Here is a 26,308-nt window from a genome sequence, read left to right on the forward strand (position 1 = left end):
TAAAATGCCGCCCCCCGCGCTATGCGTGAATTTCCATCAAATTGAGAGTGATTATGTTTAGACCAGAGCTATTGTCTCCAGCAGGAACATTAAAGAACATGCGTTACGCCTTTGCCTATGGTGCAGATGCGGTTTATGCAGGTCAACCTCGCTATAGCTTACGCGTTAGAAACAATGACTTTAAAATGGAAAACCTCGCGATGGGGATCCAAGAAGCGCATGCATTAAATAAAAAGCTATATGTAGTGAGTAACATTGCTCCACATAATGCAAAGCTAAAAACCTATATCCGCGATATGGCACCAGTGATAGATATGAAACCCGATGCGGTCATCATGTCAGACCCAGGTCTTATCATGATGGTTCGTGAAGCCTTCCCAGATCAAACCGTGCATTTATCTGTTCAAGCCAATGCGATTAACTGGGCGTCAGTTAAATTCTGGCAGCAGCAAGGTATTAAGCGCGTTATTTTATCTCGTGAACTCTCTCTTGATGAAATTGAAGAGATTCGTCAGCAATGTCCTGATATTGAATTAGAAGTCTTCGTTCATGGTGCCTTATGTATGGCTTACTCAGGCCGTTGCTTACTCTCTGGTTACATCAATAAGCGCGACCCTAACCAAGGCACTTGCACCAATGCTTGTCGTTGGAAGTACGATGTCCATGAAGCCAAGCAAACTGAAACCGGTGACATTATTGCGGTAAACCCACAAGGGCTTGTTGACCAACATGGTGTGCAGTTAGAGACGCCGCCAACATTGGGCGCAGGTCAGCCATCAAGTGAAGTGGTGTTATTGCAAGAACCAGGACGCCCAGGCGAATATATGCCTGCTTATGAAGATGAGCATGGTACTTATATTATGAACTCAAAAGATTTACGTGCCATTCAACACGTTGAGCGTTTAACCAAAATGGGTGTCGACTCATTAAAAATTGAAGGCCGTACTAAATCTTTTTATTACGTAGCGAGAACCGCACAGTTATATCGTCAAGCCATTGAGGATGCTGTGGCAGGTAAAGATTTTGACCGCACGCTAATGCATAACCTTGAAGGCTTGGCGCATCGTGGTTATACCGAAGGCTTCTTACGTCGTCACGTTCATGACGAATACCAGAACTATGATTACGGCTACTCAATCAGTGATACCCAACAATTTGTTGGTGAATTTACCGGTAAACGCAATGATGCCGGCGCAGCTGAAATTGACGTTAAGAACAAGTTCTCTGTCGGTGACAGTGTTGAATTGATGACCCCGCAAGGCAATATCACCTTAACCATTTCAGAATTAGTTAATCGCAAAGGTGAATCAGTAGAAGCCGGGTTAGGTTCAGGGCACTTTGTATTCTTAGCTGTGCCGGCAGAAGTCGAGCTGGATAAAGCAATTTTAATGCGCAATCTGCCTCAAGGGCAAGATAGCCGCAATCCACATCAAGCGATTGAACCCGTTACCTAGACCTGCTACATAAGTCAGTCTAACCAGGGGATGGTTATCCGTTTTCAGCTGTTGCAGTTATTGCCTTTTAGGCCATAACTGTGACTGTTGAGAAAGTGTTTACCCGCCAATGCAATACAAGCCACCACTTTGACTCAATCTCTACCTTTGACTCAATCTCTACCTTTGACTCAATCTCTACCTTTGACTCAATCTCTACCTTTCACTCAACTTCTATCACCTACTCAACTTCTATCACCTACTCAACTCTATCACCTACCCAACTCTATCGCCCACTCAAGATCCAGCCTACTACATATAAAAACTCATGACCTATCATTTAGTCAGTTATCACCTATCATTTATTTATTATTGGCCAAGGTTGGCCAAAACTTGAAGGGTTAGACCCTTCAAATGTGAGTTCCTCTAATCTATGCTATTAATTAATATCAGTAATAAGTTTTACAGCGGCAAAATTTTATCATTAACGCAATATCAGTAACAAACTCAAAGCGATACGAGCAACCGAAGCTAACAAAGCCGTAACCCTAAGCCCTGAAATATTTATTATTCGCCCCCAAAGACACGATTGCGCAACAAAAGTATCAAAGTGTGCTGTACATTATCCAAATTTAGAGCAAAGCTGTTTAAAGTAGCTTTTATGGTGCTTGCCGTTTCACATGTTGCCAGTTTTTACTATTTTTATTGCATGAATAAATGAGGATAAAAAATGAAAGACGATACCAAGCTAAATGATTTAACCACTAACAATGTCGACCAGTCAAAGCGTACTACGCTAACTAAGCTTGCAGCGGGTGCTGTTGGTACTGCAGCGCTTCCATTTGCCTCAGTTTTGCAAGCCGCATCAGACAAACTCACTGAGCAGCAAATTAAGCTAATGGCCAATGAAAAGGGCCCATTTGATATTGTTATTGAAAATGGCCGGGTCATTGACCCTGAAACTAAATTAGATGCCATTCGTAACGTCGGCCTTAAAGGCAATCGTATTGCCGCCATTTCAACAGATAAATTACAAGGCAAAAAAGTCATTGATGCCACAGGCTTAGTGGTTGCGCCGGGCTTTATTGATATGCACGCGCATGGTCAACAGCTTCCGGCTGCACGAGCACAAGCATTTGATGGTGTAACCACCGCTCTTGAAATGGAGTCGGGGTTGCTACCTATTGCTAAATTCTATGATGACACAGCCAAAGAGGGCCGCCCTATTAACTACGGCGCCTCTGTTGCATGGACTTATGCTCGTATCACGGCAAAAGAGCCCACAATGCCACCAGCAGACGGTACGATTGTTTGGTTTCAACAAGCATTTTCTAAAAATAACTGGCAAAACACCCTTGCGACAAAAGATGAGCTTAAATCCATTTTAAACTATGTTGAGCAAGGCCTTAAAGAGGGAGGTTTGGGCATTGGTATTAACGCTGGCTATGCACCAGGTTATGGCCATAAAGAGTACTACGAATTAGCAAAGCTAGCTAAACGCTATGAAATGCCTACTTATACCCACGTGCGTTACTTAAATAGCGCAGAGCCTAAATCAAGCTTTGAAGCCTACCAAGAACTGATCAGTTTATCGGCAACCACCGGTGCACACATGCATATTTGTCACCTTAACAGCACCTCAGTGCAAGATATCGAAGATTGTGCTGATTTAGTTCAAGATGCGGTTGATGCAGGCTTATCGGTGACAACAGAAGCTTATCCTTACGGTGCTGGTTCATCAGTGATCGGCGCAGAAGTTTTCCGCGGTGATGATTGGCTAGAGCGCTGGGGAGTGCCAAGTGCAAGCTACATGGAAGCAAATGGTAAAGCCTTAACACAAGAAAAAGTCACTGAGCTTCAAGCAAATGCGCCAGGTACAGTGGTAGTAATGCACTTTTTAAAACCTGATGAAAGTAAATCCGATCGCCATAAAATGGACCGCTCAGTATTATTTCCAGGCGCAGCCATTGCATCCGATGCAATGCCATGGATGAATCCTAAGGGGCAATTAATCGAAGGTAATGTATGGCCATTACCAAGTGATGCTATTGCTCATCCAAGATCGCTTGCTTGTTTTACTCGCTTTATCAGTAAATACCTCAATGAATACAAAGCAGTTACACTACTCGAAGCGATGGAGCGTACGAGCTTAAATGCGTGTCGAATATTAGAAAACAGTGTTCCTCAAATGAAAAACAAAGGCCGTATTCAAGTGGGTAAAGATGCTGATTTAGTCTTATTTAAACTTGACGAAATCAAAGTGCTAGCGACCTTTGATGCGCCTAATGCACTCTCAGAAGGGATGCATCATGTGATCGTAAATGGTACACCTATTATCGAAAATGGTGAATTGCATTTAGATGTAAATCCTGGCTTAGCAGTTCGTAATCCAGTGGTTGCATGACCATTATGCCTAAAATCATAAAGCTCGGGTAATACCGAGCTTTTTCGTTAAAAAGTAAATCATATAGAGAAACGTCAATGAATAAAAAACCTATTCCAGTGACCATTTTAGCGGGTTTTTTAGGTGCCGGGAAAACCACCCTGTTAAACCATATCCTAACCAATGCCGATGGCATGCGTATGGCCGTTATCGTAAATGACTTTGGTTCAATTAATGTCGATGCAGAGCTAGTAAAATCCCAAAGCGACAATATGATTAGCCTCGAAAATGGCTGTGTGTGTTGCAATCTTGCCGAAGGTTTAGTGGTCTCAGTGATGCGCATACTGGCACTTGAAGAGCGCCCTGATCATATTATTGTTGAAACCTCAGGTATTGCCGAACCTAAAGAAGTGGCATTGCAATTTGAAGATCCTGAACTACAAGCACACGCGCCATTGAACGCGATTATCACCACTATCGATGCTGAGAATATTTTAAGTTTAGAAGGTTCAATGGCCAGCTTGTCAGAGCAACAAATACAAGTCGCCGATATCGTGTTAGTTAATAAAGTTGATTTAGTGGCAACTGAGCAGCTGGAAAAAGTTAAAGCATGGTGCCAAACCCAAGCCCCTTTTGCCAAACTGGTTGAAATGGAGTTTGGAAACGTCGCACTACCGATTTTATTTGATGTACCTGAGCGGTTAGTAAAACTTAGCCATGAGCATACTTGTCAGCACCAAGGTGCAGACCATGACCACAGCCAATGCAACCATCATGACCATGTAAACCACAGCTTTGATACTTTTAGCTTCGAAACCGACAAGCCGCTGTCTTTACAAAGCCTCTATCCGCTATTACAGCAGTTTTCAGTCGATGCCTACCGCATGAAAGGTATTTTAAATTTATCTGATCGACCTGATCATCGCTGTATATTTCAATGTACTGGCCAACGCGCCAATGTCACTGTTGGCGAGCCGTGGGAACACGATGAAGCAAGAGCAACCCGTTTAGTCTTTATTGCCCCCAAAGGTGGCATGGACGAAAAAATAATGCGTGAAAAGTTAGCTAGCTTAGTGGTTTAAATATAAAACGACTATGCAGTAAACGGCCCACTAAAGCTGTTAATGACAAGCTGTAAATGCTTGGCTGATAATTAATAGCATGATAATCAAGGATATTGGCGAGAAAGGAGCAAATGATGTCCGAGTTAAATCAAGATGACAAATTAACCGCTGAAGTTGATCAAACCAAGCGCGATACCATGAAAAAACTGGCTATTGGCGCCGCTGCAATAACACTTTCATCGACTGCCACAGCAGAAACTAACAAGGGTCCACAAAAGCCAGAGTTAATGCCAAATCAAACAGGCCCGTTTGATGTAGTGATTACTAATGGCCGTGTCATTGATGCCGAAACGGGTTTAGATGCCGTACGCAATGTAGGCATTAAAGACGACAAAATTGCCGCTATATCGACAGAAAAGCTCACAGGTAAAAAAGTCATTGATGCCAGCGGGCTTGTGGTTGCCCCAGGCTTTATCGACCTTCACGCCCATGGACAACAATTACCCGCAGCCAGAGCTCAAGCCTTCGATGGTGTCACCACCGCCCTTGAGTTGGAATCAGGCCTATTACCCATTGGTAAGTATTATGATGACACCGCTAAAGAAGGTCGCCCAATAAACTACGGCACCTCAGTAGCTTGGACCTATGCCCGCATTATGGCAATTGAAAGTGAAATTTCGCCCGCAGATGGCACCATTACTTGGTTTCAGAATGCCTTTAGTTTAAAAAATTGGCAAAATGATCTCGCCACCGACGCACAGCTAAATACGATATTGTCTGATGTTGAACAAGGCTTAAAAGAAGGTGGTTTAGGGATTGGTATTAATGGCGGTTATGCTCCCGCCTATGGCCATAAAGAGTATTACGGCTTAGCTAAACTGGCCAAAAGTTTTGATGTACCGACCTTCACCCATGTACGTTATGCCAACGGCATGGAGCCCAGATCAAGCTTTGAAGCCTATCAAGAGTTAATCAGTTTAGCCGCCACCACTGGGGCACATATGCATATTTGTCACCTCAACAGTACCTCGGTGCGAGACATTGATGATTGCGCCGACCTAGTGCAAGAAGCTGTTGATTCTGGTTTGCCGATTACCACTGAAGCTTACCCCTATGGCGCAGGCTCAACACCTGTGGGCGCGGCCTTATTTGCTGGCCCAGAATGGATTGACCGCTTTGGCGTTCCCGATGCAAGTTACATGGAAGCCAATGGCGTACCTATGACCCAAACCAAAATCGATGAACTACGAAAAACCAACCCTGGTGAAGTGATCGTTATTCACTTCTTAAAGCCTGACGACAGTAAAGAAGACTTACGCATGATGAAGCGTTCGGTGTTGTTTCCTAACGCCGCTATTGCCTCTGATGCCATGCCGTGGATGGACAGCAAAGGTAAATTGATTGAAGGTGATGTATGGCCATTGCCTAACGATGCTTTTGCTCACCCCCGCTCGGTCGGGTGTTTTGCCCGCTTTGTAAATAAATACGTGGTTGAGTATAAAGAAGTCAATTTAGTCGAGGCAATGAAGCGCACCAGCCTCAATGCGTGTCATATCATCGAAGATGCTGTGCCGCAAATGCGTAACAAAGGCCGTATGCAAGTGGGTAAAGATGCTGACATAGTGGTATTTGATCTCAATAGCTTTAAAGATATGGCCTCATTTACTGAGCCCAATAAGCTTTCAGTGGGTATGCAGCATGTACTAGTCAATGGCCAATCGATTATTGATAAGGGACAATTGCTTATGGATGCTAAGCCTGGCAGAGCAATTCGTCGCGATGTGACAGTCTAATCGATAATCAAAAAACGTCGACAAAACATGACAACTAAAAAGCGCCATTAGGCGCTTTTTTCATGTGTTTAGTTTTTCTCAATTAATATCGATTAGTTGCGTTTATGGTTAAACAAAAAGCGGTCATTGAAAATAGAATAAACCATGATCTGCCCTGCCATAATCGAACAAAACATCAATAATGCTGACATACCAATACTGGGGATAGGCAATATTGCAGTGGCAAAGAATGACTCACTGGCACCAACGATGATCCGGCTTCCTGGCACTAAAATGATCACCCCTTGGATAATATACACTAACGCAGGCACTTTACGTGCTTTACCGGCTAACAGCCCATAAAAAGTGATAATCATGGTGCTAATCCAAGTGCCGATAACCCAATCAGAGGTAAACCAATGTGGCCCCCACATGCCAACTGCAGCAGCGGGCAGGCCAATAATAATGTCTTGCCAACTGGCATTAAAAATCAGTCCAATCGCAACCGATATGCCAATTAACGCCAGAATATGCAAACCTAAAGGGATTTCATTAATAAATGGCGCAGCGGCTACATGGCCGACAAGCAAGTTTGATAAGCCTAAGCCCATCACCACGCCAATGAATATTTTTATTACCACCAAACTACTTTGGGCCAATAACTCTATGCCTGAGCGAAAGTCATTTAAGGCAAGACTAGCTAAACCATTGGTGACAGTAAGTCCTGGAATAAACAGCACAATGGATGAGATGCATAAAGCTAACACCGGTAACTCAGGAAATTGAGCGGCTAATATCCCCACCACAAAACTGGCAATAAACGCCACAATGAACTCAACCAGCATTGCTCGCTGCCCGGTGCACATTAGTTGAGCTAACCAGGCGATTAACCCTAAAAAAACCGAAATCATTGCCGCAAGATACGTGCTCCCCACCAGCATCAAATAGCAAGGCGGCAGTAATAGGTTGGCAATGCCTAAAGTAAAATTTGAGTAACTCGGCACCCCTTGATAGTTTTCTTTTGAGTGTATTGCCTTTAGGGTTGCCACCAAATTGCGTAAATTGACTGACGGTGGATTTTTAGTTTGCATCACCATTTTTTGAGTGGGTTGCTCGAAAATGGTCACAATTTTAGTTGGAGTAACATCAATGGCGATATCTATCTGATGATGAGCCGCATAAGACTGAGTATATTTCGCCACTGAGTATGGTGCGCACCCTGATTGATGTAATCGATCTGAAAATGATAAAACATCATCATACTGTTGCTGGGTTGGGCTTTTATCTTCCATTTTTTATTCTCGATAAGTCAGCAAAAAGTGGTTCTGAGGGCTTAGTTAAATCATAGTAGCTAAATGATAATTGCTACATAATAGTAGCGAACTCATTCACTCCATAATCTGAAATAGAGGGTCAAACCCTTCAAAAATGAATCCTTTCATTGAATTAGCAGTGGTCGCGATAATCTCCACTGCAAAACATGCGCTAGCCGGTGAATTTCTCGCTTAACCCTAGGCGGGCTATCTCTGTGTGATATAATCATCGATTGAAAGATTTATAGCGTGTTAAAACGCATTAGATCAGCGCAGTCATTCAACGCTTATTAAGTCTTTGTCTTCATTCAGGTCATTATTCATGGTTAAGTGCATGAAAATCCGCTGTATGAATCATTGAAAGTCGGGACAGGGTAATTTTTACCATTATAAGGAATATACATAAGCAATTGTTACAGATGAATTTTATAAGGTATATGAACTAGATGGCATTACTAATTGACGACAGCTGTATTAATTGCGACATGTGTGAGCCAGAGTGCCCAAATGAAGCCATTACTATGGGTGAAGAAATATATGAGATAGACCCTGCGCTTTGTACCGAATGTGTAGGGCATTATGACAAGCCGACTTGTATTTCGGTTTGTCCGATTGATTGTATTGATCCTGATCCTGCTCATGCAGAAACGCCGGAAGAGCTTAAATATAAGTACCAAGTCATTACAGGTAAGGTTTAACTTAAACTCGCTCAATTAATCTTGACGGCGAAACAATTTCTCCAGCATTAGATACAAAAAAAGGCGCTTAGATAGCGCCTTTTTATTGCTCAAATTTTATCATTTATCATTTATCGATTGGTTCGTTTTATGCAGTTGCAGTGTTGCTGCCATCAGAATAGCTTTGCAAGGTTTGCAAAGTAATGGCTAATTTTTCAATGCTTACTCTCACAGGCTGAGGCAGGGCTTCTAACTCGATACCTAATAATAAGTTCTTCACTTCTAAGCCTAGCTCGGTATCGCCTTCAATCCGTAATTTGCGCTGAAAAAATAAGGTATCAGGATCTTCTTTGGCTGCTGCAACCAGTAATAACTCAGGAACATTAGCAGTAAATGTAACATCAGCCTTAGTTAATGAACGTAATAATAATTGGCCATCAAAACTGAGCTCAAAATGTAAGCCGATGTCTTGCACTGAAATCGCAACCCACTTTCCTTTTAAAAAGTCTAATTCGCCAAACTTAATTTGCTCAGATAACGTCAATGTTAGCAACTTAGCTAACACATCCATTTTGAGTTTTTCAGGAACAATTGATAATGATTGAGTGGCCACTTTGGGTGCTAAACCAAGTACATTTTTCGCGAGCTTACTTGAGAAACCGAGAGACATTAAAACTCCTACACTGCCTAGATTTAAATTTAAGCTAGTTTACTCACATTTTATCAATTGAAACCTGTTTCAAATCAATTCATGTGACGTCATTCAACTTTACACTCCCTTGCAACAGCAATTTGAGAGAGAGAAAATGGAACTCTTGTGCCCTGCAGGAAATTTAGCTTCATTAAAAGCCGCTTTTAGAGCTGGTGCAGATGCGGTTTATCTTGGTTTAAAAGATGATACCAATGCCCGCTCATTCGCGGGACTAAATTTCACCCCTGAACAAATAAAACAAGCCACTAAACTGGCACATAGCCAAGGTAGAAAGGTATTTTTAACATTAAACACCTTCCCAAAACCTGGTGAAGAATCCCGTTGGTATCAAGCGATTGATTTAGCAGCCAACATAGGGATGGATGCGCTGATCACTGCCGATATCTCATTATTGGATTACGCCAGTCGACGCTACCCTCATTTACCCTTGCACCTGTCAGTTCAAGCCAGTGCAACCAATCTAGCCGCATTAGACTTCTATCAGCAGGCTTTCAATATTGAGCGAGCAGTGTTGCCACGGGTGCTATCCATAAAGCAAGTTAAAGACTTAGCTAAAAATAGTACCGTTGATCTTGAAGTTTTTGCCTTTGGCAGCCTATGTATTATGGCCGAAGGCCGTTGTCACTTATCTTCATATGTCACAGGTCAATCACCCAATACGGGTGGTTCGTGCTCTCCTGCAAAACATGTGAGATGGCAAGAACAAGGTGATAAATGCTTAACACGCTTAAATGAAGTACTCATTGATACCTCTGATGTTGATCAGCAATTAGGTTACCCAGTTGTGTGTAAAGGTCGTTATATCGCTGAAAATCAAACACAAGCCAAATACTTACTTGAGTCACCTACAAGCCTTAATACTCTTAGCTTACTGCCACAATTAGCATCAGCAGGGATAAAGTCTTTAAAGATTGAAGGAAGACAGCGCAGCCCAGCCTATGTAGAGCAAGTCACCCGAGTTTGGCGAGAAGCGATTGATAGCTTTTTAACACACCCTGAGTCATTTACAGAGCAAGCTAGATGGAATCAAGTACTCGCTAAAGTTTCTGAAGGGCAAGTCACCACGTTAGGCGCATACGAACGTCAATGGCAGTAAGGTAATAATAATGAAAATATCTCTCGCGCCAGTAAGCTATTGCTGGGATAAGACCTCTATTGAAGATTTCTATCAACAGGCTGCGAATAGCCAGATTGATACTGTTTATCTTGGTGAAACAGTATGCAGTCGCCGCCGCTTTTTAAAATTCAAAGATTACCTTGAATTGGCACATATGCTCAAAAGCCATGGCAAAAACGTAGTGTTATCGACTATGGCTTTAATTGAAGCACAGTCAGAATTAACTGAACTTAAAAAGCATATTGATAATGGTGAGTTTAGTATTGAAGCCAATGACATGGCAGCCGTACAACTTGCTAGACAAGCTAATATTCCTTTTATCTGCGGCCCTACGATTAATAACTATAATCGTGCCAGTTTAGACATTTTACAAACCATGGGTATGAAGCGGTTTGTCATGCCTTATGAATTATCAAAAGCTTGGTTAGAAAGTGTCATTAGTGAGCCAACCAAGGCAAGCTTCGAAGTCGAAGTCATGGGCCATGGATATATTCCACTCGCTCATTCGGCTCGTTGTTTTACCGCAAAACATTTTGGTTTGAATAAAGATAACTGTGAAACAATTTGTCAGCAGCACCCTAAAGGGATTTTAGCTCAAACCCAAGAACAACAAGCGCTATTAAGGTTAAATGGTGTACAAACTCAGTCGGCTGCTAATATTGATTTGACCCAAGAGATAATATCGATGCAGCAAATGGGGGTCGATTACTTTAGAGTGTCGCCAAGTAGTCTTGCATGTCTTGATCTTGCCAATGAGCTAACAAACGCACTATCTCATGATGTGGTTGACGATAAATACGAACTGCCTTTCAGTCATATTAACACTCAACAATGTAATGGCTACTGGTTCGGTCAAGCTGGATTAGCGCAAGTGTAATAAGCGCTTAATCGTCAACAGTATCAATTAGCCTTCATTTGTCGGTGGGGTAGAAAATACCACCGGCAAATACTCAACATCCATAGCCACATCATCACAATACTGCACCAAAATAGGATTGATAACCACCACACTTCTGGTTTAGGTGATTGAGACACTATCGCTTGAAACAACATGCCATCAGATATGGGCTTAGCACCTAGACTTTCACGCCAATACTCATGGGATAAAATGGCGCCATGGATCAGTAAAATAATACCGCTGAATATAAACGGCATGCTCAATGCGGCTTTTCGTTTTATAGCACATTCGATAATACATAAAGCCGCGCTGAAAAATCCAAAGTAGATATAAATAGAAACAGCTTGGATGTGTAAATGATGCACATTGAGAGGAAATAAGCCGATAGCCGCAAGAGAAATGAACGTGATAATTAAGGATAACCATAATAAGCCACCACTTAATCGCTGGCTCATCTGTAAACCGAATATGCAGCTCATGGTTAAACTCAAACTGCCAAAAAACAAACCGCCATTAATCAATATCGCAGTGGATGAACGATTATAAGTACCGAGTTCACTCAGAGAAAACTGCAATAAACTATACTTATCACCGTACTGTATGTATTCAACTAAAACCGATATTACAATACCCAGAAAAAGACCGAACAGACCAAGCAAACCAAATAGGTAAGCTAATCTAGCAATCTTTTCCGTTTTATTTATTATCACAACTAGGTAAGTTCCTTGTAAATTCGGCTCTATCATACTTAATCATAATTGATAAAACCTCTATCCACGTCTAATGTTTACTAACTTAATTTAATAAAATATCGTAAATCTGCCGAAGTTGAAAACACTTCAAAGTTAAAATAACCGCGTCCAACCTAAATAACACCCACAAAACCAACACAAAACAACACCGCAACATTATGATTACAAAGGAATTAATACGTGCATTTACCAACAAAAGCTATAGAATATAGATAAGCAAAATAACTCAATAACTATTCGTTAAAGTGAATAGTTTTACATAGGCTAGATAAGCAGGTAACCTTGCCTCGCTTAACGCATCTTTGAATGGACATTCAGCAGTTTCCCCACCGGACGGTTAGACATAATCAACCATAAAAATTTGGTCAATGGGTAAGGCATATATAAAGTGACTCAAGAAAAACAAAAACATAACATAAAGACAATACTGACCTTTATCATTCCGTCACTGATCGGTTTGTTATTATTCATGACACCGATAAGCTATAACGACGCAATTACGATTCCAATTGCTATCATGTCTAAAGCGGTTCAGAGCCAATTTGCCGAGATTTTACCGCTGATTGTCACCTGTATCGTCGTGTTTATGGCAATCATATCGGTACTTTGTAAAATCATTAAACCTAAACTGGTTCAAGAAAGCGCCTTTTTGAATACCCTACTCAACGTGTCGCCATTTTGGTTAATCGTACGTATTTTGGGTGCTGTATTTATTGTACTAACCTATTTAGAAATCGGATCTGAGGCAATCTATTCTGCTGATACTGGGGCATTAGTACTGAACGACCTTCTTCCAGTGCTATTTTCCGTATTCATTTTCGCTGGAATGTTATTACCTCTGTTACTGAACTTTGGCTTATTAGAGTTTTTCGGCACTATGCTGACCAAGCTAATGCGTCCTATCTTCAACTTACCAGGAAGAAGTGCTATCGATTGTATGGCGTCTTGGTTAGGTGATGGCAGCGTTGGTATTTTAATGACCAACAAACAATACGAAACACGTTTATACACTGAACGTGAAGCTGCCGTTATCGGTACGACCTTCTCTGCTGTGTCAATTACCTTTAGTTTAGTCGTAATTTCACAAGTTCAGCTTGAACATTTATTTGTGCCTTTTTACTTAACGGTTTGTTTAGCAGGTTTTGTTGCGGCCATTATTGTGCCTAAATTGCCTCCTTTATCCTGGAAAAAAGATTTATACATAGATAACACGCCTCGTCACCCTGATGATGAAATGATCCCACAGGGACATGGGGTAATGTCTTGGGGCTTTGAGCAAGCACTCAATAAAGCATCTCGTGCTGGTGGCGTTAAACATGTTCTACAAGAAGGTGTTAAGAATGTCGTCGATATGGTGTTTGGTATTATTCCTGTGGTCATGGCCATTGGTACTGTTGCCTTAGTTTTAGCAGAAAATACGCCTATTTTTGATTATTTAGGCATGCCATTTATCCCGTTACTTGAACTGCTACAAATACCTGAAGCTGATGTGGCTTCAACCACCATCGTTGTGGGTTTTGCAGATATGTTCTTACCATCAATTTTAGCCAGTTCTATTGAATCTGACTTAACCCGCTTTGTGATTGCTGCCCTATCTGTTACTCAGCTAATTTATATGAGTGAAGTTGGCGCGTTATTAATTGGCAGTAAAATCCCAGTAAACTTCTTTGAGTTGTTTGTGGTATTTATTCTGCGTACTTTAGTCACACTGCCAGTGATTGCATTGTGTGGCCATTTGTTAGTTTAGTGGTTAACGCCATAATTGACTCAGCTCAACAATCAAATTGAGTATCAGCTAAACACCTTGCTTTAGATAATTAGCAGACAAAAAAGGAGCCTTAGGCTCCTTTTTTACGTTTGCAATAAAGCGGCAAACGAGCCATTTGCCTCATGACTATGTTCCAACATAGCGCGTTAACTAAGTCATTATTGGCATTCATTTTTAGATAGCGTATTCTTTATAAATCAAAACAAATTACTGATGACTGTTTACTTCAGCATCTACAATTTGTGAGTTCAGTAAGTGGGTGGAATGTTTTATGGATGAAAGAAGAAAGTTCACACGTACATTATTTGCGGCTACAGCTTCAATCAAGATTGAAGATAAAAGCTATCGTACAGATATTCTAGATTTAAGTATCAAGGGTGCCTTAATTTCAACACCTGATGGACTCGATGCAATAAAGGGGCAAAAAGTGGCATTAAGCTTTTTATTACCTGACTCTGATATCGTGCTAAGCATGGACACGCTCCTTGTTCATAAAGAGGCCAAGCATTTAGGGCTTGAATGCCAGCACATTGATCTAGACAGTATTAGTCACCTTAAACGCATTATTGAACTTAATATTGGCGATGAAGAATTACTGCAACGAGAGCTTGCTCAGCTTGTGAGCATATAACTCAAAAGGTCCAGCAGATGACTAAGCTTATCTATAACCACCAGCTCGTATCTATTTGTTCTGTCTGTGGGTAATCTTGGTTATCAAGGTAAATAATTTGCCGCTCAGATAACCTCGCTTTCAAAATAGAGTCACTGTAATACTTTAAAAATAACTCTTGGAAAGACAAATCATCCGTGGCTTTATTCAGCCCTTTCTCAATTCTTTCAGCTAATTCTGGTAGCTCTTTATTCACAAAGACATACACTGGTAAGTTATATACAAGCGCAATATTCGGTTCAATCATTAATTCCGGCAACTTACTACTTATGCGTTGTTGCTCTTGCCATACTTCATTGATTCCGCGAGGAAAGTAATCGAAACGTTTGGCATGCAACATTCGATGTAAGCTACTTGCAGTGCCAATATCCTGTGTCGGTAGTGCATTATGACGTAATACATCGATATCAGCCCAATGGCTGCCAAAGCCTGCGACAAATGATTCACCTAAGTCTTGAGTGTTTTTTACCTGGAGAAATTTTTGTTGATTATCTTGATGAATTAACAAAAGCCTGTATCCAAGTAAGCCTTTCAATAATGGAATTTTAACCGGAATAAAGGTTTGTTCACGCTGTTTGCTGGACGCTAGAAAAGCCACATCGACTTCACCCTGCTCAAGCATTTTTAAACCGCGACCTTGAGTGACCTGCTCAGTGAATTGCAAACTTGCTTCAGGATAATCGGCGGCAGTTTTATCAAGTGCCATTTTAAGAAGTTCAATATGATACTGAAAATGGTAATCAGTTTGATATAAACGTAATACTTGGGGAGAAGAGGATTTGGCAGAGGCTTCTGTAACAAAAAAGCAGATAAGCGCAATCAACAATAATTTAAAGTTAAGCAACAACATCATAATCCATTAGTAAAGTATCCCTTCACGAGTATTCGTTTTCTCAATTGCTATGTCATCACAATTGCTTGCTCCCCCTAAAGAGCATGTGCTGAACATGCTGTAACAAGATCAAATATGATTTAGACAACAAAAGCTCACGTCCTAACGGGTACAATAATTAGGCAAGGAATAATATCGTTTCTGATGTCGCTTGCCTAGTTAAAATTCAAACAAGTGTATTAATTTATCAGTTCAAGTAATTCATGAACCGTTTTAATCGGGTGAATTTTAGCCCCTAAGTTTTCCATCGACTTATGATAATTTCGATGAGGAATATAGATTTCGGTAAAGCCATGTTGCACTGCTTCCTTAACTCTTGGAACACCGCTATCAATTGGCCTGACATCACCATTTAAACTTAACTCACCCATGATACAAGTGGTTCGTGGTACGACAAAATCATTCAGACTGCTTAATAATGCTGTCACAAGTGCTAAATCGATACAGGTCTCTGACTCATCAATTTTCAAACCACCCACAAGGTTAAAGTAAGTATCATGAAAGATTTTGGTACGGGTATGCTTTCGAAGCACCCCTGTGAGCATTTTTATTCGGTTCATGTTCAACCCAACACAGACACGCTGTGGAAACTCGCCTTCAGTTTCAGTGGTCAAACATTGAATCTCTAACAATAAATTACGGTTACCCTTTCGAATACAGGTAATTGCGGCTCCAGGTGACTCAGTACTCGAGCCCGAAAGAAATATTTCACTGGGGTTATCGACACTTATCATACCGCGCTCTGTCATCTTAAAAATACCGACAGTATCGACATCGCCAAAACGGTTTTTATTAGCCCTTAAGGTTCTTATCTGGCCGTCATTGCATTCAATATGGGTGAGACAATCGACAATATGAATTAAGGTTTGCGGCCCTGCGGTTTCATTATTTTTGTTAACATGGGCAACCAAAAACATGGTGACGTTATTTTGTTTACAGTATTGAGTTAACGCTTGGGCACTGCTTTTAACTTGTGATGGTGAACCTGGACTACCATTGGCTAAGTCTGAGACCACTGCTTGGATAGAGTCAATAACAGCAAACTTAATTTGCTTGGCTTCTAACTCTGCAATAATGGCTTCAACATTGGTTTCCGCCATTAGATATAAGTTATCTTCGTTATAATTAAGCTTTAAGCGATTCACACGATTTTTAAACTGCGATAGTGACTCTTCAGCAGTACAATAAAGCGATGGCATAACTTGAGACATACGTGCAATCAAATCAGATAAAAGCGTTGTTTTACCTGCGCCAGGATCGCCAGAAATAATATTCACTGAACCCGTCGTTAACCCGCCACATAATACTCTATCGAGTTCGCCAATCCCGGTTAATCGCTTTTGCGCTTCAAACTCTTCAACCTCGGCTAATTTTTTAGAGCCTCCACCTACAGAGCCAGCATAGCCAGCAACAGAAGTTGATGATGATTTCACAGCAGCAATACGCACCTCTGAAATCGTATTCCATTCTTGGCATGCACTACATTGTCCTTGCCAACGAGGAAAGTCTTGCCCACATTCATTACACACAAACGCTGTTTTATTCTTTGCCATGCTTCACTGTCATTAAATTAATCAAAAGAAGAGTTTTAGGTCAATAATCAACCAAGCCACATTAAAATGGTATTTTAATAGTTTTATTACTTGCTTTAACAGACACATAAATTAAATTTGTATAAAGTAAGTATTTCGCTAGCCGATAAGACTACCAGTCAGACTTATATTTAGCACCTAGTTCTCGCACCAAAACTGAAAAGAGCCAATGAGCATAGAAGACCATAGTCAGCTAATAGAACAACTCAAACCGCTACTGATGGAACCAGATTTCAAAGATGTCTTTGAAAAGCTGACTATCGACGAATCTAATTCGACTCGATTTTTGCTCAAAATGGAACTGAATCGCCTTTCTGCTATATGTACCCGAATAATTGATTTACGCGATAAAACAGAATTGCACTGCGAAGAAGTCAGCGTGGCTAAACAGCGTCACTTTCTTGATGAGCCTGCAAAAGCTTCATTAGCCCAAGCACTACAAATTTATCGTAACAAGTACACAATCGGTGTTTATGAGCACGTACTTAATGAACATAGACATCGCAAAGAACAATTACGCCTAAATAAGCAAGAACCTGCCATAGAGAGTTCAGAGTTAGTGGTACCTGGTGTTGTCATGGGAAGTTACTTTAATCGCAGTGAAGAACGAATGAACTACTCTATTCGTATCTCAGCTTCTCAAGATGGCGGTGCAGACGTTATCGGTGCGAGCTTAGATCTATCCGTTGGTGGAGCCAGAGTTCGACTGCCAGCTAAGCATCGCTTTGACCAAGACAAACCACTGCGAATTAAGCTATTAGAACTTAACGAAGAATTCTTTTTTGAAGACCTGCAAAACGGTGTCGACTATCAAATTGTCGATATCCAGAATAAAGATGACAGCGCTATTATGCGTTTACGGCGCATGGGTGATAGCGTTGAATTAGATAAAGTGCTCACCCAACTTATCCGTGGCTATAAGTTTCGGTATAAAGTGGATGTTAATGATGTCATCGTTAATGCTACGGGATTAGGTTTTGAGCGTCACTACTTGCCTATGCTGGCACACATGCCGCTGTATATATCAGTAGCTGACGGTAAGCCTTTTATCAGTCACAAGCTGCTAAGTCGTGGCAACCAACCCATTTTGCAGTATTTTCTTGACGAAAAAGAAGTGAGTCAACTCCCCAGCATGTTGACCAATAATCGATTAGTTAACCTACTTAAATACCCCGAAGAAACTGACCACAGTTTATTCTTTTGCTTTACCCACCAAGCCAAAGGTGTGACCCAGTATTTTTCAGCTTCATTGCATGAGCTGAAACAACATAATGCCATGCAGCTATTCTTTGGGTTTGGCGCAGCAAAAGAGAGCTGGCGGATCTATAAGGTCGCGCAACAAAAGGTTGATCATAAATTAAATTATAAAACCTCTACCCTTCCTGGCGATGAAAGCCAGTATTCGGCATTGACCGAACAACAATTGGCAAGGTTTAGTTATATCTTACAGATCGTTGATTTAACTAATGAAGATGTCAGGCCTAATTATCGTGCATGGTTTAATGAAGGCGACAACGTCAATTCGCTTAAAATATTTAATCAGCTAAAACTGAAAAAAAATACCGTTAAGCGTTTATCTATGCCATTTAGTGAGCGTAGAAGAGAAGGTCGTTTTGCATTTAAAACCATTATCGAAATTGAGCAAGAAGGCAAAAAGAGCCGTGGTATAACCCATGATATATCCACTCGAGGTTTGCAGTTTACCCTTGAAGATAATACTCAATTTACAAGTCCTGCTGAAGTCAGTCTACACTTTCCAAAGCTGCAAGCTATCGCGGGTAAAACAGAATTAAAGAACCTGCCATATCAATTAATCCGTAGTCGTAATAATCATCAAACATTACATTTATCAGCCATCGTTGGCCACGAGCCTCATGCTGGTGTTGAGTTTATCAATAAGCTTATTAACCACAACCGAGATAAGTTTGAGCAACTATCGGATGATGAAGGTGAGCTTAAAGAGCTCGCTGACGGAATGAAAAATTTACTATTAAGACAACTTGTTGGTGTGCCTTATTTCGTTGAAAAAACCAAAAAATCGGCACAACTGGCTTGTATTGGTATTGGTACTAAAAACGATGAAATTAGCCACCTTTTTGCTGCAGGTTCGACGCAACCACTTAGCTTTAACCTCACACCATTATTTGATGAAGCCCAGTTTAAACAGCACATTATCGACCCTATCAGAGCCATGAAGCCTATTGATGGTGTGGAATACTTTGAAATATTCATGCAAATATCTCGTCAAGGAAGAGGTGCTATTAATATTCAGTCGCAACTGATGAATGATTTTAATAGTCGCAATGCACAAATTAGTTTCATTCACCATGCCCAATCAGTTGGACGTTTTATGGCATTACGCGTTTACTTCGGTGCTACAGAAAAAACCGATATGAGCTATATACGACGTGAAATGGAATATATCACTATCCATGCAAAACATAGAGCTAAGCAGCTTGAAGAGCGCCTATGGCAGGTCATCGGCAGCGGAGAACTATTAGATATTACCGCTGAAGTAGAGGTTCGCTTCCCTGAGCTACATATAGAAAATTCAGTTAATAATTAGACTTAACGATTTCTAAGTGTAGCTAAGCTCTGCATAAAGCCTTTTAAAACTAAAAACGGTTATACCAATCACTCACGAGCGGAAAGTGATCTGTCACAGCAGATTTATCGGTGAGCATTCCTGCGTGGGTGTAATCCTGTTTGAAGCCTTTATCCTTGGCAAGCAAAGTATAGTCAGCATGCTCCAGTCCACACTCACTCATCATGTCTTTAACGTCTGATGGATTACCCAGTACAAAGTCTTTTTTACCTGCAATAAACCAGCTTTTCGGCCACTTAATATTTTGTACCGCCTCGCTATAATTAAACTGATCTTCTGCATCAACCCAGTCACCTCTAACCCAATCAATAGTTTGCAATAACGATAACCGGCTTTCATTATCCATTCCCAGGCGATACTTATCGGCTGCAAGATAGCCTTGATACTTAGTCATTAGCGGCGCGAGGCGATTCCAAAACAAATCTACCATCATGGTTTTTCTAAATGACGACACTTTAATGGTTCTTTTACTACCGAATGTAACAAATGACGCCACTTGATCGCGCAAAGCAGCTAAACGAATATAACTACTAGCCATTAACACCCCACCCCATGAATGGGCACACCAATGCACCTTTTGTGCTTTAGCATGCTGCAGCACGAACGTGTGGGCAATGGGCAACTGCTCTAGAATCACTTCTGTTTGTCCCATGTGATAATCAGCATCAATTCTTGGCTCGCTCGCCCCTCTACCCGCTGTATCCAGTACATAAACATCATAGCCTTGCTCAGCAAGATAACAGCCTAATCCTTTACCTGAAGGGCTATAAAAAACGCGCCCATTAGACATAGCACCATGAAGCATCAAGATGGGGGTACGACTATCGCTACCCGGCTGAGATAAAGGGCTTGCTTTGATATGGCGAAGATGAAGTTTTCCATTTCGGTAAGGAAGGTAATGAGAGTGCTGCATACAAGTCTTGATATATCCGTCATCATGAATATAACCACGGTAAACACAGCGAGTGTTAATTACAAGTAAATTAGAGTAATAAATCTAATCAGCCAAATAGATTTAATCAAATCTATTTGAATAAGTCGCTCATGCTAGAGAGCGACTTCACCAGCAAGAGCACACCAGTTTTCCTAACAAACTCATTGCCAAGCAAACCTCATCACAATAAAAAGCACCATCGCGACAAGTTCAGTTTATTGTTTAGTTTATTGTCTAGTTTATTGAATAGCTTAGCCTTGTAAGTAAAACACTAAACAACGTAAGTCTAGTTTTTGAATACTGGCATCAGCGGCCGCAAGCAGTTTAGGTTTAGCATGAAAAGCGACCCCAAAGTCTGCTGCATTAACCATTGGGATATCATTTGCGCCATCACCAATTGCCATTCGTTGACCTGCCGCTATTTGCCACGATGCGCAGCTTTTATCAATCACATCGGCTTTATATTGCGCATCTACCACTTCACCAGTAACTTCACCCGTTAACTTGCCGTCTTCTATCACAAGCTCATTGGCATAAGCAGCATCAAGCTTTAAAAGATCTTTTAAGTGGCCCACAAAAGGCGTAAAGCCGCCAGATGCTAATACTAACTTCCAATCATTAGGTTTAAGCTCAGCAACTAAGCTTTCAAGCCCTGGCATTAATGGCAAGTTCTGACATAGTGTCGTTATAATCTCTTCACTGGCACCAGCAAGTTTACCGACACGCAATCGCAGACTTTCTTCAAAGTCCAACTCACCCTGCATTGCTCTTTCTGTGACTTCTGAAACAGCATCGCCCACACCCGCCATTGCTGCAAGTTCATCTATGCATTCAATTTGAATCGCCGTTGAGTCCATATCCATGACCAATAAGCCCGGCTTAAAAAAGCTTGGTAATGCTTGAGTCACTTCAAGTATCTCGGCATTTATGTCAGCAGGAAACTGTTCAATTAATTGGGTTAATCGAGAAGATGAAGCAATCTCAACTCCTTTCAGGCTGTTGTGGCGCATTAACACCGCAATAGAACAATCTTGTTCTAAACCTTCAAACCACTGACTAATCCCATCAAATGCCGACTCATCAAATATCACCCGAAATCGATGCGGCTGTTTTATCTGAATATTATTAATAAACTCATCTTCAAAATAACGAGTCAGTGTTATATCACTATGAGTAAAAGACGCATCAAACCCTGAGAATAACCAAGTTAAAGCTTGTATATTTTTCTGACTTTCCATCGACTGCATTTCCTCAATGATTGCGACTATCTACTATTAAATATTTCGATTAGTATTAATTAAATAGAAAAAATACCAAGGATTAAAGTGATTTTTGTTAAAGGTCTTAAGAAAAGTCAAAAAATCAGTAGGCTAATTCAAATCATCCTGGCGATTATTTTGCTGATAGGGCTAACACACCTGTGGAAATCCAGTCTCAATAACGGCCAGCAATTGCTTAATTCGCAAACCCAGATCATGGCAAGGCTGCTAGCGCAACAGGCTGCTAACGGAGCTGCGCCAGCAATGTTTTTGCAAAATGATGAACAGCTTCAATGGCTTGCTAATGCACTGATTGATGACCCTAAAGTCATGTCAGTTAATATATATGATGCCCAAGGCGTTAGACTCGCCTTTGCTCAATCTGTTTCAGAAGATGACTTCGACGCCGATGACAAGGAACTTAAGCAACTTCTCTCCCCTTACCCGCCACTGATTGAAAACGTGCTTCAGGGCGAAAATAACTTAGGTTATATTGAGGTTCGGTTAAATCTGCGCATTTTCTTTGACGAAATTAAAACCTTGTATCAAGAAAATATGAAGTTGCAGCAAACAATGTTGATTGTAGCGGGCATTATCGGCTTATTACTTTCAAGAGCCTTATCTTTTAAACGTGCAGACTTTGATCGCCGTAAAACCAGAGCTAAGCAAGGGCGCAAAAATAGCAACTTGCTACAAAATAGTATGATTGAAAATACCGCTGAAGATGAGCTAAATGACACTGACTTTAATAACAGCGGCTTTAATGAAGCTGACTTAAATGAAGCTGACTTAAACGACAGTGACTTAAATGACAGTGGCTTTGACAAGAATGACATTAGCCAAGACGAAGCAGTAAAACTAGAGTTTAAAGAGCTATCTGACATCAAAGAAGAACAAGCTGAAGATACCAGCAGTAAGAATAAATCTAAAACTCAATAGCCTGTATTAAGTTGGATAGGATACAAACTTTAGCTAAGTATCAGGGTATAGCTTAAAAAGAGACATCAAAAAAGGGATAACGCTGACGTTATCCCTTTTTAGTGAGCAAAGACTCTACATTAAAGAGTAATTGCTGCATCCAATGTCATAACAATCATGTCATTGAACGTAGTTTGACGCTCGTCAGAAGAGGTCTTTTCGCCAGTTCTGATGTGGTCAGAAACAGTTACGACACATAATGCTTTAGCACCAAGTTCGTGTGCTACGCCATAAAGGCCAGCAGCTTCCATTTCGACGCCTAAAACACCCATTTTTTCCATTGTGTCGAACATAGAAGGATCTGGAGTGTAGAATAAATCAGCAGAGAAAACGTTACCAACACGGATGTTAGTACCATGAGCTTTAGCTGAATCAACAACAGCGCTCATTAGGCCATAATCTGCAATAGCAGCAAAGTCTTGACCTTTGAAACGTAAACGGTTGGCTTGTGAGTCAGTACAAGCACCCATACCAATAATTACGTCACGTACTTTTACGTCAGTGCTAATCGCGCCACAAGTACCAACACGAATCAGGTTTTTAACACCGTATTCTTTGATTAACTCATGAGCATAGATTGAACAAGAAGGAATACCCATACCTGAACCCATAACAGAGATGCGAGTCCCTTTATAAGTACCAGTGTAGCCAAACATGTTACGAACATCAGTCACTAGCTCAACGTTTTCTAAGAACGTTTCAGCAATGTATTTTGCACGTAATGGATCGCCTGGGAATAAAACTGTTTCGCCAAAAGCACCGTCAACAGCATTAATATGTGGTGTAGCCATGAAAAACCCCTATATTTTTATCTTAAATCTTTAAAATGAGTAATTAAGTCATCCCCTTAATTACTCAAACCGATTCTACTATATTTATTAACAATAATATCGTTAGAAGACAGTAAGTTTCATTGTTAAATGAAAGATTCACCATATTCCATTGGCTCAAGCTCAAAGTAACTCGCAATTGACTGACCTATATCAGCAAAACTATTACGACGACCTAATGAACCTGCAGCTAAACCAGCGCCTAATGCCAACACAGGCACTCGCTCACGAGTATGCTCAGTACCTTGCCAGCTTGGGTCGCAACCATGATCCGCTGTAAATACAATCAAATCTTCAGGATTCAGCAAGGCCAATAGTTCAGGTAAGCGTTGGTCAAAATACTCTAACGCTTTGGCATAACCTGCTATATCACGACGATGGCCATAATGAGAGTCAAAATCAACAAAATTGGTGAACACGATAGTGTTATCACCTGCACGCTTAACTTGTTCAAGCGTTGCATCAAATAACTCTTCAAGCCCAGTGGCCTTAAACTTTTGCGTAATACCGCTGTTGGCATAAATATCGGCAATCTTACCAATACTCACCACTTCACCACCGGCATCTTTAAGTTTATCTAATACTGTTGGAGCAGGCGGTAATACCGCATAGTCATGACGGTTGCCTGTTCTAGCGAAATCATCAGGGCCAGTACCCACAAATGGACGCGCAATTACACGGCCAATATTATAAGGCTCTAACTCTTCACGAGTGATTTCACACAAACGATAAAGGTTTTCTAAACCAAAAGTTTCTTCATGACAGGCAATTTGAAATACCGAATCAGCAGAAGTGTAAAAAATTGGCTTACCAGAACGCATGTGTTCTTCACCAAGCTCTTCAAGTATTGTAGTACCTGATGCGTGGCAATTGCCTAAAAACTCTGTTAAACCAGCACGAGCTAAGATTTTATCAGTTAACTCTTGTGGGAATGAGTTTGTTAAGTCAGAAAAGTAACCCCATTCATATAGCACAGGTACACCCGCCATTTCCCAATGACCACTCGGTGTATCTTTACCAGAGCTTAGTTCATCAGCATGACCATAGGCGCCGATAACCTCGACATTATCGCCAAACGCATCAGCAAATTTACCCGTGCTTTCAAAACCTGCATGGCCTAAGCCAAGCTTGGCTAAGTTAGGTAGCTTTAATGGTCCTTGACGACCAATATCCGCTTTACCTTCGGCACATGCTTGAGCAATATGGCCAAAAGTATCTGAACCAACATCACCAAATTTATCAGCATCCGTTGCAGCACCTACACCGAACGAATCCAACATCATAATAAATGTACGTTTCATAATCTCACTCCCTTATAAATCTGAAGCGCGGATATAGCGATAAATTTCAGGCGTTTTCTCTGGCGCTGAATCTTTAATGTGAATCGCTTTTTGTACCGCGGCTGAAGCTTCTTCAAATGCCGCTTCAGATTGTGCATGTATCATGGCGATAGGTTTATCAGGTGTAATCTGATCACCTAAAGCACAAACTTCTGTTAAGCCAACACTGTAATCTAATTTGTCACCAGGCTTTCTGCGTCCGCCACCAAGTGTGACAACGGCTAAACCTAACTCACGAGTATCCATACTATGGGCAAAACCTTGTTCGGTTGCATACACAGGACGAATGATTTGCGAATGAGGTAAATATTTATCATATGACTCGATAAAGTCAGTCGGCCCGCCAAGACCTGATACCATACGACCAAATATCTCAGCAGCTTTACCGTTATCTAATACGGTATTTAACTTATTACGTGCATCAGCATCATTTTGGGCAATGCCACCCAATACCAGCATTTCAGCACATAAACCCATCGTGACTTCATAAAGACGTGGATTACGGTATTGACCCGTTAAGAAATTAATCGCTTCACGCACTTCTACTGCATTACCAGCACAAGACGCCAGCACTTGGTTCATGTCTGTGAGTAGAGCGGTCGTCTTAGTGCCTGCACCGTTCGCTACCGCAGTAATGCTGCGAGCAAGCTCTTCAGATGCTTCATAAGTTGGCATGAATGCACCGCTACCGACTTTAACGTCCATCGCTAAAGCATCAAGCCCTGCAGCGAGTTTTTTAGAAAGAATAGAAGCGGTAATAAGCGAGATTGACTCAACGGTAGCGGTATTATCTCGAATTGAATAAAAGCGTTTATCAGCAGGGACTAAATCACCTGTTTGGCCAATAATAGCCACACCCGCTTCTTTAACAACTTTACGGAATAATTCACTAGATGGTTCGGTTTGGTAACCAGGAATTGCATCGAATTTATCTAGTGTGCCGCCAGTGTGACCTAAACCACGACCTGAAATCATCGGCACATAACCGCCACAGGCAGCAGCCATTGGGCCAAGCATTAAACTAATAACATCACCCACACCGCCAGTGCTGTGCTTATCGATGATAGGGCCATTTAATGACAATGAATCCCAGTTTAATACAGTGCCAGAATCGCGCATGCCTGTGGTTAAGGCAATACGTTCATCCATGTTCATATCTTGAAAGTAAACAGCCATACCGAAAGCGGCAATTTGACCTTCTGAGACAGTATTTTGAGTAATACCATCTACAAAAAATTGTATTTCAGCTTTGCTGAGAGCTTCACCATTACGTTTTTTACGAATAATTTCTTGAGCGAGAAACATACTATTTCCTCCAA

The 26,308-nt window shown here is 41.2% G+C and carries 21 protein-coding genes; 11 read left to right on the top strand and 10 right to left on the bottom strand.

Annotation, left to right across the window (positions count from 1 at the left end; translation table 11 throughout):
- Nucleotides 1-53: 53 nt before the first annotated feature.
- From yegQ to Q4600_RS04205, 4 genes are all read left to right on the top strand, one after another.
- Nucleotides 54-1,454, top strand: a complete 1,401-nt coding sequence (gene yegQ, locus Q4600_RS04190; protein ID WP_303513057.1) for a tRNA 5-hydroxyuridine modification protein YegQ — start codon at nt 54-56, stop codon at nt 1,452-1,454.
- Between the two features lie 709 nt (nt 1,455-2,163).
- Nucleotides 2,164-3,837 (top strand): amidohydrolase family protein, encoded by a 1,674-nt coding sequence (locus Q4600_RS04195; RefSeq protein ID WP_055023742.1) that lies wholly within the window; start codon nt 2,164-2,166, stop codon nt 3,835-3,837.
- Nucleotides 3,838-3,914: 77 nt separating this feature from the next.
- Nucleotides 3,915-4,898 carry a GTP-binding protein gene (locus Q4600_RS04200; RefSeq protein ID WP_102436176.1) on the top strand — a complete coding sequence of 328 codons (984 nt, stop codon included), beginning with the start codon at nt 3,915-3,917 and terminating at the stop codon, nt 4,896-4,898.
- Between the two features lie 116 nt (nt 4,899-5,014).
- Nucleotides 5,015-6,673 (top strand): amidohydrolase family protein, encoded by a 1,659-nt coding sequence (locus Q4600_RS04205; RefSeq protein ID WP_303513060.1) that lies wholly within the window; start codon nt 5,015-5,017, stop codon nt 6,671-6,673.
- A 92-nt stretch (nt 6,674-6,765) separates the two neighbouring features.
- Here Q4600_RS04205 and Q4600_RS04210 read toward each other — a convergent pair whose 3' ends face one another.
- Complete coding sequence (locus tag Q4600_RS04210) at nt 6,766-7,944, bottom strand: threonine/serine exporter family protein (RefSeq protein ID WP_303513061.1); 1,179 nt, start codon at nt 7,942-7,944, stop codon at nt 6,766-6,768.
- Between the two features lie 467 nt (nt 7,945-8,411).
- Here Q4600_RS04210 and Q4600_RS04215 point away from each other — a divergent pair, with 467 nt between their 5' ends.
- Nucleotides 8,412-8,663: a YfhL family 4Fe-4S dicluster ferredoxin gene (locus tag Q4600_RS04215; RefSeq protein WP_229368934.1), complete on the top strand. Its 252-nt coding sequence runs from the start codon at nt 8,412-8,414 to the stop codon at nt 8,661-8,663.
- A 127-nt stretch (nt 8,664-8,790) separates the two neighbouring features.
- On the opposite strand, the gene Q4600_RS04220 is transcribed toward Q4600_RS04215, so the two are convergent.
- Nucleotides 8,791-9,312, bottom strand: a complete 522-nt coding sequence (locus tag Q4600_RS04220) for an SCP2 domain-containing protein (RefSeq protein ID WP_229368935.1) — start codon at nt 9,310-9,312, stop codon at nt 8,791-8,793.
- Nucleotides 9,313-9,448: 136 nt separating this feature from the next.
- Between Q4600_RS04220 and Q4600_RS04225 the strand changes: the two genes are divergently transcribed.
- Together Q4600_RS04225 and Q4600_RS04230 are read left to right on the top strand one after the other, a co-directional pair.
- Nucleotides 9,449-10,450: a peptidase U32 family protein gene (locus Q4600_RS04225; protein WP_102526927.1), complete on the top strand. Its 1,002-nt coding sequence runs from the start codon at nt 9,449-9,451 to the stop codon at nt 10,448-10,450.
- Between the two features lie 10 nt (nt 10,451-10,460).
- A complete protein-coding gene (locus Q4600_RS04230) occupies nt 10,461-11,348 on the top strand; it encodes a U32 family peptidase (RefSeq protein WP_303513065.1) in 888 nt (295 codons plus the stop codon).
- Nucleotides 11,349-11,371: 23 nt separating this feature from the next.
- On the opposite strand, the gene Q4600_RS04235 is transcribed toward Q4600_RS04230, so the two are convergent.
- Nucleotides 11,372-12,079, bottom strand: coding sequence for a hypothetical protein (locus Q4600_RS04235; protein WP_303513068.1), 708 nt, complete (start codon nt 12,077-12,079; stop codon nt 11,372-11,374).
- Between the two features lie 430 nt (nt 12,080-12,509).
- Between Q4600_RS04235 and Q4600_RS04240 the strand changes: the two genes are divergently transcribed.
- Nucleotides 12,510-13,868, top strand: coding sequence for a YjiH family protein (locus Q4600_RS04240; protein ID WP_198589526.1), 1,359 nt, complete (start codon nt 12,510-12,512; stop codon nt 13,866-13,868).
- Nucleotides 13,869-14,160: 292 nt separating this feature from the next.
- Nucleotides 14,161-14,520 (top strand): PilZ domain-containing protein, encoded by a 360-nt coding sequence (locus tag Q4600_RS04245; protein WP_229368938.1) that lies wholly within the window; start codon nt 14,161-14,163, stop codon nt 14,518-14,520.
- 31 nt (nt 14,521-14,551) lie between these two features.
- Here Q4600_RS04245 and Q4600_RS04250 read toward each other — a convergent pair whose 3' ends face one another.
- Both Q4600_RS04250 and radA read right to left on the bottom strand, forming a co-directional pair.
- Complete coding sequence (locus Q4600_RS04250; protein ID WP_303524355.1) at nt 14,552-15,403, bottom strand: hypothetical protein; 852 nt, start codon at nt 15,401-15,403, stop codon at nt 14,552-14,554.
- 227 nt (nt 15,404-15,630) lie between these two features.
- Complete coding sequence (radA, locus tag Q4600_RS04255) at nt 15,631-17,004, bottom strand: DNA repair protein RadA (protein ID WP_248954934.1); 1,374 nt, start codon at nt 17,002-17,004, stop codon at nt 15,631-15,633.
- A gap of 208 nt (nt 17,005-17,212) precedes the next feature.
- On the opposite strand from radA, the gene Q4600_RS04260 reads away from it, so the two are divergent.
- A complete protein-coding gene (locus Q4600_RS04260; protein ID WP_303513076.1) occupies nt 17,213-19,609 on the top strand; it encodes a PilZ domain-containing protein in 2,397 nt (798 codons plus the stop codon).
- Between the two features lie 49 nt (nt 19,610-19,658).
- Here the strand turns inward: Q4600_RS04260 and Q4600_RS04265 are convergent, their stop codons facing one another.
- Nucleotides 19,659-20,561, bottom strand: coding sequence for an alpha/beta fold hydrolase (locus Q4600_RS04265; RefSeq protein WP_303513078.1), 903 nt, complete (start codon nt 20,559-20,561; stop codon nt 19,659-19,661).
- A 272-nt stretch (nt 20,562-20,833) separates the two neighbouring features.
- A complete protein-coding gene (gene serB, locus Q4600_RS04270; protein ID WP_303513080.1) occupies nt 20,834-21,820 on the bottom strand; it encodes a phosphoserine phosphatase SerB in 987 nt (328 codons plus the stop codon).
- An 87-nt stretch (nt 21,821-21,907) separates the two neighbouring features.
- Between serB and Q4600_RS04275 the strand changes: the two genes are divergently transcribed.
- Nucleotides 21,908-22,780: an AhpA/YtjB family protein gene (locus Q4600_RS04275; protein ID WP_303513083.1), complete on the top strand. Its 873-nt coding sequence runs from the start codon at nt 21,908-21,910 to the stop codon at nt 22,778-22,780.
- Nucleotides 22,781-22,899: 119 nt separating this feature from the next.
- Here Q4600_RS04275 and deoD read toward each other — a convergent pair whose 3' ends face one another.
- From deoD to deoA, 3 genes are all read right to left on the bottom strand, one after another.
- The gene (gene deoD / locus Q4600_RS04280; RefSeq protein ID WP_102526917.1) at nt 22,900-23,610 is read right to left on the bottom strand and encodes a purine-nucleoside phosphorylase; all 711 of its coding nucleotides are present in this window, start codon (nt 23,608-23,610) and stop codon (nt 22,900-22,902) included.
- Nucleotides 23,611-23,735: 125 nt separating this feature from the next.
- Nucleotides 23,736-24,950: a phosphopentomutase gene (locus Q4600_RS04285; protein ID WP_248954930.1), complete on the bottom strand. Its 1,215-nt coding sequence runs from the start codon at nt 24,948-24,950 to the stop codon at nt 23,736-23,738.
- A gap of 12 nt (nt 24,951-24,962) precedes the next feature.
- Nucleotides 24,963-26,294: a thymidine phosphorylase gene (deoA, locus tag Q4600_RS04290; RefSeq protein WP_102526915.1), complete on the bottom strand. Its 1,332-nt coding sequence runs from the start codon at nt 26,292-26,294 to the stop codon at nt 24,963-24,965.
- Between the last annotated feature and the right edge of the window lie 14 nt (nt 26,295-26,308).

The sequence above is a fragment of the Shewanella sp. 2_MG-2023 genome, assembly GCF_030548905.1.
In the GTDB taxonomy this organism is placed as follows: Bacteria; Pseudomonadota; Gammaproteobacteria; order Enterobacterales; family Shewanellaceae; genus Shewanella; species Shewanella electrodiphila.

Coding starts and splice junctions, on each gene's coding strand:
- yegQ (WP_303513057.1), top strand. CDS start 54: ATGTTTAGACCAGAGCTATTGTCTCCAGCAGGAACATTAAAGAACATG.
- Q4600_RS04195 (WP_055023742.1), top strand. CDS start 2,164: ATGAAAGACGATACCAAGCTAAATGATTTAACCACTAACAATGTCGAC.
- Q4600_RS04200 (WP_102436176.1), top strand. CDS start 3,915: ATGAATAAAAAACCTATTCCAGTGACCATTTTAGCGGGTTTTTTAGGT.
- Q4600_RS04205 (WP_303513060.1), top strand. CDS start 5,015: ATGTCCGAGTTAAATCAAGATGACAAATTAACCGCTGAAGTTGATCAA.
- Q4600_RS04210 (WP_303513061.1), bottom strand. CDS start 7,944: ATGGAAGATAAAAGCCCAACCCAGCAACAGTATGATGATGTTTTATCA.
- Q4600_RS04215 (WP_229368934.1), top strand. CDS start 8,412: ATGGCATTACTAATTGACGACAGCTGTATTAATTGCGACATGTGTGAG.
- Q4600_RS04220 (WP_229368935.1), bottom strand. CDS start 9,312: ATGTCTCTCGGTTTCTCAAGTAAGCTCGCGAAAAATGTACTTGGTTTA.
- Q4600_RS04225 (WP_102526927.1), top strand. CDS start 9,449: ATGGAACTCTTGTGCCCTGCAGGAAATTTAGCTTCATTAAAAGCCGCT.
- Q4600_RS04230 (WP_303513065.1), top strand. CDS start 10,461: ATGAAAATATCTCTCGCGCCAGTAAGCTATTGCTGGGATAAGACCTCT.
- Q4600_RS04245 (WP_229368938.1), top strand. CDS start 14,161: ATGGATGAAAGAAGAAAGTTCACACGTACATTATTTGCGGCTACAGCT.
- radA (WP_248954934.1), bottom strand. CDS start 17,004: ATGGCAAAGAATAAAACAGCGTTTGTGTGTAATGAATGTGGGCAAGAC.
- Q4600_RS04260 (WP_303513076.1), top strand. CDS start 17,213: ATGAGCATAGAAGACCATAGTCAGCTAATAGAACAACTCAAACCGCTA.
- Q4600_RS04265 (WP_303513078.1), bottom strand. CDS start 20,561: ATGCAGCACTCTCATTACCTTCCTTACCGAAATGGAAAACTTCATCTT.
- serB (WP_303513080.1), bottom strand. CDS start 21,820: ATGGAAAGTCAGAAAAATATACAAGCTTTAACTTGGTTATTCTCAGGG.
- deoD (WP_102526917.1), bottom strand. CDS start 23,610: ATGGCTACACCACATATTAATGCTGTTGACGGTGCTTTTGGCGAAACA.
- Q4600_RS04285 (WP_248954930.1), bottom strand. CDS start 24,950: ATGAAACGTACATTTATTATGATGTTGGATTCGTTCGGTGTAGGTGCT.
- deoA (WP_102526915.1), bottom strand. CDS start 26,294: ATGTTTCTCGCTCAAGAAATTATTCGTAAAAAACGTAATGGTGAAGCT.